Annotated in this window: 6 protein-coding genes and 1 pseudogene; 4 read left to right on the top strand and 3 right to left on the bottom strand. The window is 70.6% G+C overall.

Going from position 1 to position 6,136, the window contains the following annotated elements; genetic code table 11:
- Window positions 1-171: 171 nt before the first annotated feature.
- Both Q0066_RS14580 and Q0066_RS14575 read left to right on the top strand, forming a co-directional pair.
- On the top strand, window positions 172-1,158 hold the full coding sequence (locus Q0066_RS14580; protein ID WP_298134155.1) for a calcium/sodium antiporter: 987 nt from the start codon (window positions 172-174) through the stop codon (window positions 1,156-1,158).
- A 259-nt stretch (window positions 1,159-1,417) separates the two neighbouring features.
- On the top strand, window positions 1,418-2,056 hold the full coding sequence (locus Q0066_RS14575) for a response regulator transcription factor (protein ID WP_298134153.1): 639 nt from the start codon (window positions 1,418-1,420) through the stop codon (window positions 2,054-2,056).
- A gap of 106 nt (window positions 2,057-2,162) precedes the next feature.
- On the opposite strand, the gene Q0066_RS14570 is transcribed toward Q0066_RS14575, so the two are convergent.
- Both Q0066_RS14570 and Q0066_RS14565 read right to left on the bottom strand, forming a co-directional pair.
- On the bottom strand, window positions 2,163-2,891 hold the full coding sequence (locus tag Q0066_RS14570) for a hypothetical protein (protein WP_298134151.1): 729 nt from the start codon (window positions 2,889-2,891) through the stop codon (window positions 2,163-2,165).
- The gene (locus Q0066_RS14565) at window positions 2,888-3,265 is read right to left on the bottom strand and encodes a hypothetical protein (RefSeq protein ID WP_298134149.1); all 378 of its coding nucleotides are present in this window, start codon (window positions 3,263-3,265) and stop codon (window positions 2,888-2,890) included. The genes Q0066_RS14570 and Q0066_RS14565 overlap by 4 nt, the downstream gene beginning before the upstream one ends.
- A gap of 196 nt (window positions 3,266-3,461) precedes the next feature.
- Between Q0066_RS14565 and Q0066_RS14560 the strand changes: the two genes are divergently transcribed.
- The gene (locus tag Q0066_RS14560; RefSeq protein WP_298134147.1) at window positions 3,462-5,417 is read left to right on the top strand and encodes a histidine kinase; all 1,956 of its coding nucleotides are present in this window, start codon (window positions 3,462-3,464) and stop codon (window positions 5,415-5,417) included.
- Between the two features lie 21 nt (window positions 5,418-5,438).
- Here the strand turns inward: Q0066_RS14560 and Q0066_RS14555 are convergent, their stop codons facing one another.
- On the bottom strand, window positions 5,439-5,669 hold the full coding sequence (locus Q0066_RS14555; protein ID WP_298134157.1) for a DUF6457 domain-containing protein: 231 nt from the start codon (window positions 5,667-5,669) through the stop codon (window positions 5,439-5,441).
- A gap of 87 nt (window positions 5,670-5,756) precedes the next feature.
- Here Q0066_RS14555 and Q0066_RS14550 point away from each other — a divergent pair.
- Window positions 5,757-6,136: pseudogene (locus Q0066_RS14550) on the top strand (YggS family pyridoxal phosphate-dependent enzyme); the annotation flags it as partial.

Genomic DNA, 6,136 nt, shown 5'->3' with positions numbered 1-6,136 from the left:
CCGGCGAACGCCGGGATCTCCGCCAAACGGCGAGGTAGGTGGCATGGAGATCCCGGATCGAGTCCGGGATGACGAAGGAGTCACTGCACGTCCGTGCGGGTCTCCACGAGTTCGACCAACGTCAACCAACACCGTGACGCGAGGGCCGGCCCGTTCCCAGTAGGGTGAGCCATGGTTCCCGTGCTGCTGGTGATAGGCGGCTTGGTAGCGCTCATCGCCGGCGCGGAACTGGTGGTTCGGTATGGCTCGCTGCTCGCGCGCAGACTGGGCATCCCGCCGATGATCATCGGCCTCACGGTCGTCTCCATCGGCACCAGCGCGCCCGAACTCGCCGTCGGTATCGACGCGATGAAAGTCAACGCCGGATCTCTCGCGGTCGGCAACATCGCCGGCACCAACATCGTCAACCTGCTGCTCATTCTCGGCCTGAGCGCCGCACTGCGTCCGATCGACTTCGAACGCCGCACGCTGGTGCTCGACCTTCCCGGCATGGCGATCGTCGCGGTGCTGGTCTACGTGTTCAGCCTGGACGGCGCGCTGCAGACCTGGGAGGGCGTCCCGTTGGTGATCGCCGCGGTCGCCTACACCGTGGCCCTGGGCTGGTGGACCCGACGCGAGAACGCCGGCAGATCGGACGGGTTGGCCGCCGATCTGGCGGTGGAGGCCCGGATCAGCGCCCCGACCGAACACGCCCGTGCTCGCGTGCTGTGGTTCGCGTTGCTGCTGGTGGTGGGGATCGCCATCATCGTGATCGGCGCCGATTGGCTGGTTCGAGGCTCGGAGGAATTGGCCCGGTTGTTCGGAGTATCGGACGCGTTCATCGGCCTCACCGTCGTCGCTATCGGCACCTCTGCACCCGAACTGGTCACCGCACTGGTGTCCACGGTGCGCGGCGATCGCGACATCGCCGTCGGCAACTTGATCGGCTCCAGCGTCTACAACCTCACCCTGATCCTGGGCGTCCCGGTGCTGGTCGCGAACGGCTCCGGCCCGATCGACACCGATCTGCTGCACATCGACCTGCCGATCATGGTCGCCGTCTGCCTGTTGTGCGTCCCGTTGTTCCTCACCGGAAAGCGGCTGTCCCGAGCGGAAGGCGTTTGGATGGTGGCCGGCTACGTCGCCTACTTCAGCTACCTGCTGCTCGCCCGCACCTAGGCCCAGATCGATCGATGGGCGGCGTAGCGGGCGGCACCAGATGGGCGCAATGGCAGTCGGGTTCGCAAAGGCGCATCGGGACCCTACGGTGGGCGTCCCGAAGCAACCGATGCGCCCGACTGGGGTCGCGCAGCAGCCGCAGATCGGTGGATCTGGGCTAGCCCCACCTGACCCGGTCGGCTGACTCGGTCCGTCCGCACGGGTCGGCATAGGGATGGGCCCCTATGCCGTGGCCGGCCGGGAAGCCGACAATCGAGGCATGACGTCCACCCGTGTGCTGCTCGTCGACGATCATCCGGTCGTCCGCGGCGGGCTCGTCGCGCTGCTGGACACGCTCCCCGGAATCATCGTCGTCGGCCAGGTGGGCGACGGTGCGGCGGCGCTCCGCGAGGTCGCACTCCTCAAACCCGATGTGGTGGTGATGGATCTGCGGATGCCCGGCATGGACGGCGTCGAGGCCGTTCGCCGGATCACCACCGGCTACCCGGGCACGGCGATCCTGATCCTCACCATGTTCGACGAGGAGTCGCTGATCACGGACGCCCTCGCAGCCGGCGCCCGAGGCTATCTGCTGAAAGGTGCCGAGCAGGAGGAGATCGAGCGCGCGATCCGGACGGTCGCCGCGGGCGCCACCATCTTCAGCCCCGGGGTGGTCGAACGGGTTCTGCATCGCTCGGCATCGGCACCGAAACCTCTACCGCAGCTCACCGAGCGCGAGCGCGAGGTCACCGACCTGCTCGCCCGCGGCGTCTCGAACGCCGTGATCGCCGAACGGTTGGAGATCGCGCCGAAGACCGTCGGCAATCACATCTCGGCGATCTTCCTCAAACTCGGTGTGGCCTCGCGGGCCGAAGCGATCGTGCAGGCCCGCGAGGCCGGTCTCGGTCTGGGTCGCTAGCGCCGACCCTTCGCCGGCCGAGCCTGTCGAGACCTCCGTTGCACTGCACTGGCAAGGGGTTTCGACAGGCTCAACCAAGCGGCAGTCGGTTGATCAGTGCACCCGCTCAACTCGCATCGACTCGGACGGCGGCCGTCGCGGACGCGAATCCCCCGGAGTGGGACACCGCCTCCGGCGGCAAGTCCCATTCGTCGTCCGGGGTGTGCAGCATGCGCCAGCCCAGCATGCCCATGCCGAGCGCCGTCGTCCCCCAGCCGAGGAAGTCGAGCCACGGCAGCCCCAGGATCGTGGCGATCAGGTGCACCACCTGGGACGCCGCGAGGGCCACCCCGAACCCCACCGGCAGCAGCCTGGCCCGGATGGCCAGGACGCCGAGCAGAGCCACGCCGACGATGTGACCGACCACGAACACCAGCACCGGGACCGCCACCCCGGGCGCCCCGAACGCCGCCCCGGCCAACTCCGTCGCCACGGCGGGCGTCAACCCGATCGCGAGGCCGGCGTGGGCTGCCGTCCCGGGCGCGATCAGGGCCGTCATCCCCAGGTAGCCGGGGATCAGGAAGGCGGCCGTCCAGACGGCCAGCACCGGACGGCGTCGCCGCGCCAGGTGCACCGCCGCGTAGGCGCCGGGTACCAGGGTGAACAGCACCAGCCAGCCGGCCACGCCGTACCAGAGCTGGGCGTCCGGCGAGCCGGCGATCGACTCGCCCAGATGGGTGTCGTCCTGGCTGATCAGCCTCAGAACGGCGACGATCGCCGGACCGATCGGCATCAGGACGGCCCCCACCACACGCCGGAACCGGCGAAGATCCCGCGACTGCTCGGCGGCGCTCATGACTGGTTCCAATCCGTGGTGAGGACGCAGATCGCGACCCCGGCGGCGAGCACGATCCCGGTGGCGGCGGCGATCACCCCAGCCGGGGGAACTTCTGGCAGGAAGAACGCCGGCAGACCGGCGAGCGACGCGACGACCCGGGTGGCAGCGACACCAATGGCGGGCCCGCGGCGTCCGCGCCAGGCGAGCGGCGCCAGCGCGAGTGTCGCCACGGCGAGCACGGCGGTCACCACCCCGATCGCAAGACCGATTCCTTCGGAATCGGCGAGCCCCACCAGGGTGCCGACCAATTCGATGACGGCGATGGCCGAGGCGACCACCAGGCCGACCCGCAGCCAGATTCGTCGCGGCGTACCGATTGCGGCAGCAGACATGATTCGTTCCGTTCCGTCGATGTGGCCCTCTTCTGCGCCACGGCTACGGCCACCCTCCGCCGGCACGGCGCGCCGCGCCCGGGGCCCGAATCCCGGGTCCGCGGGAATCACGCGGTGCCGCTCCTGCGCCCCGGCGCCCACCCGACTGGGGCCACGCCCCTACGCGCCGGCCGGAACGCGCGGCGACAATGAGTCCATGGAGGTGCTCGGCGCACGACCCGCACGCGCCCCGGCGCGCTGGACGATCGCCAGCTGCGTACTGGCGGTCGCGCTGACCACGGCCGCGGTCGGGTCGGCGATCGCGGTCGGCTGGAGCTGGGACGACTGGGTCGACAGCTACACGCTCACCAACGTGACCATCGGCCTTGCCCTGGTCGGGTCCGGCGTCCCGATCGGCTGGTACCGCCCCCGGAATGCGGTCGGCCCGGTCTTCTCCGTCGCCGGGCTGTCCCACCTGATCTCGGCCGCGCTCGGCCCGATGCTCCGGCTCGGCCTGGCCCTCGACTGGCCACCCGCGCTGACCCGGCTGATCGCGGGCTGCTATCTCGGAGCCTGGAGTTTCGGCCTGCCGTCGCTGGCGATGCTCGCCCTGCTGCTTTTCCCGGACGGACATCTCCCCGGCCGATGGTGGCGGGCGGTCGCCGGCTATCTCGTTGCGCTCGGCGTCCTCGGTCTGGTGCTCAGCCTGATCAATCCGTACGACCTTGTGGCCGGCGAGCCGGCGTCGCGTCCGTTGTTCGCGATCGAAGGCATTCCGATGGCAGCCATCGAGGCCGTCGTCGGTTGGCTGAGCCTGCCGGCGATGCCGCTGGTCCTGGCGTCGCTGATCCTGCGCTATCGGCGGGGCGACGAGCGGGTCCGTCGCCAGTTGCTCTGGCTGCTGCTCGCGCTGATCGCGATGCTGGTGATCAACCTGCCGCGCACACTGACCGGCGAGGGGCCGATCCTGGCCCTGCTCAGCGTCGTCCTGATCCCGCTCGCCATCGCGATCGCCATCGTGCGCTACCGGCTGCTCGACATCAGGTTCGTGCTGTCCCGCACCCTGCTCTACGGCGCGTTGATCACCCTGATCGCGGCCCTGTTCGCCGGACTCGCCGCGGGGCTGGCGCTGGTCCTGCCGCCGAGCGCCGACCGGACCGCCACGCTGTTCGCGGCCGTCTGCGTCGCAATGGTGTTCGTGCCATTGCGTCAGCTCTTGCAGCGCGTCGCGTCCCGGGCCCTGTTCGGCAGCCGCGACGACCCGGTGGCGGTCGCCACCAACGCGCGCTCGGCGGACGGGCTGGACGGCCTGGTCGCCGAGGTGCGGCAGAGCATGCGGCTGCCGAGGCTGGCCCTGGTCGCGTCGGAGCAGACCCTGGCGGAATCCGGACGGGAGCCGGACGACCCGATCCACGCAGTGCTTCCGATCGGCACCGACGCCCGTTTCGTGGTGACCCTGCGTGCCGGCGAACGCCGCCTGCACGAGGCCGACCGCAAGGTGCTCGGCCTGGTCGGCGGTGCGGTCGACGCGGTGCTGCGCGAGCGGCGCCTGATCGGCGAGGTGCGCCAGGCCCGGGCGCAGGCCGCGGAGGCGCGGGAACGAGAACGGCAACGGCTGCATCGGGAACTGCATGACGGGCTCGGCCCCACGCTGACCGGGGCGGCGATGTACATCGACGCCGCGACGAACCTGATCGAGACCAACCCCGGCCGAGCCCGCGAGATCCTGCGCTCCGCCCGCGGCGACGTCGCCACCGCGCTGGACGACGTGCGCCGAGTGGTCTATGGCCTGCGTCCGCTCGCCCTGGACGAGAAGGGCCTGGTCGCTGCGCTGGCCGAACTGTGCCGTGACGGCACACCGGAGGTGACTGTGCAGGCGGACGCCCTGCCGCCGCTCAGCCCGGCCGTCGAACTGGCCGCGTACCGGATCGCCGCCGAAGGGATCACCAACGCGCGACGCCACGCCGCGGACGGCCGGGTCCGCGTCCGACTCACCCCGGCCGACGGCGAGCTCGCGATCACCGTGGACGACGACGGGCGGGCGTCGAACGGCTACCGTCCGGGCGCCGGACTACGTTTCGTGGCCGAGCGGGCCGAGGAGCTGGGCGGCTGGGCATCCGCCGGACCGCGGCAGGGCGGCGGTTGGCGCATGGACGCCCGGCTGCCGATCTAGCGGAATCGCTGGTCGCGTTGATCAGGGCGCCTCGGCCAACTCCGCGACCCGTGCGGCCACCTCGGACGCCGCGGCGCCACGTCCGACCGCGACCCCGGCCAGGAAGGCACTGAGCGGGGCACCCGGCCGCGACTGCCCGTGCGCCACCACGGAGACCATGGCGAGCAGATCCTCCTCGTGATCGAGAACGACCGCCGGATCGAGGCCGAGCTCCGCGGCGACCCGGGTCAGCCACTCCCGCATCCGGTTCATCCTCACCGGATCATCCCTATGCATAGGCTCATCCTCCCCCGCCACCGGCCTCGCGCGGAACCGGGGCAGCAGCACTAACGTGGTGCCATGCCAGCCACGCCGTCCGACTCAGCGCAGTACCCCACCGCGAACTCCATCGAGGAATTCCGGCGCAACCTCGATGCTGTGCAAGGCCGGATAGCGGCGGCGGCCGAGCGCGCGGGGCGCTCCGCAGACGAGGTGCGACTGCTGCCGGTCAGCAAGACCGTTCCCGAGGAACGGGTGCGCATGGCGATCGCCGCAGGCATGCATCAACTCGGCGAGAACAAGGTGCAGGAGGCGAAGCGCAAGCACGCCAACCTGATCGACGAGGACGTGGCCTGGTCGGTGATCGGCCATCTGCAGACCAACAAGGCCAAGGATGTCGCCGCCTTCGCCGCCGAGTTCCAGGCCCTGGACAGCCTGCGGGTCGCCGAGGCGTTGGACCG

Origin of the sequence: Micropruina sp. (assembly GCF_027492755.1) — a bacterium.
Classification (GTDB): Bacteria; Actinomycetota; Actinomycetes; order Propionibacteriales; family Propionibacteriaceae; genus Micropruina.
The sequence above is the reverse complement of the archived record's forward strand: the minus strand, read 5'-3'. Positions and strand labels throughout refer to the sequence as shown.

Excerpts from the sequence above, each read along its gene's own strand:
- Q0066_RS14580 (WP_298134155.1), top strand. The coding sequence starts at position 172 with ATGGTTCCCGTGCTGCTGGTGATAGGCGGCTTGGTAGCGCTCATCGCC.
- Q0066_RS14575 (WP_298134153.1), top strand. The coding sequence starts at position 1,418 with ATGACGTCCACCCGTGTGCTGCTCGTCGACGATCATCCGGTCGTCCGC.
- Q0066_RS14570 (WP_298134151.1), bottom strand. The coding sequence starts at position 2,891 with ATGAGCGCCGCCGAGCAGTCGCGGGATCTTCGCCGGTTCCGGCGTGTG.
- Q0066_RS14565 (WP_298134149.1), bottom strand. The coding sequence starts at position 3,265 with ATGTCTGCTGCCGCAATCGGTACGCCGCGACGAATCTGGCTGCGGGTC.
- Q0066_RS14560 (WP_298134147.1), top strand. The coding sequence starts at position 3,462 with ATGGAGGTGCTCGGCGCACGACCCGCACGCGCCCCGGCGCGCTGGACG.
- Q0066_RS14555 (WP_298134157.1), bottom strand. The coding sequence starts at position 5,669 with ATGAACCGGATGCGGGAGTGGCTGACCCGGGTCGCCGCGGAGCTCGGC.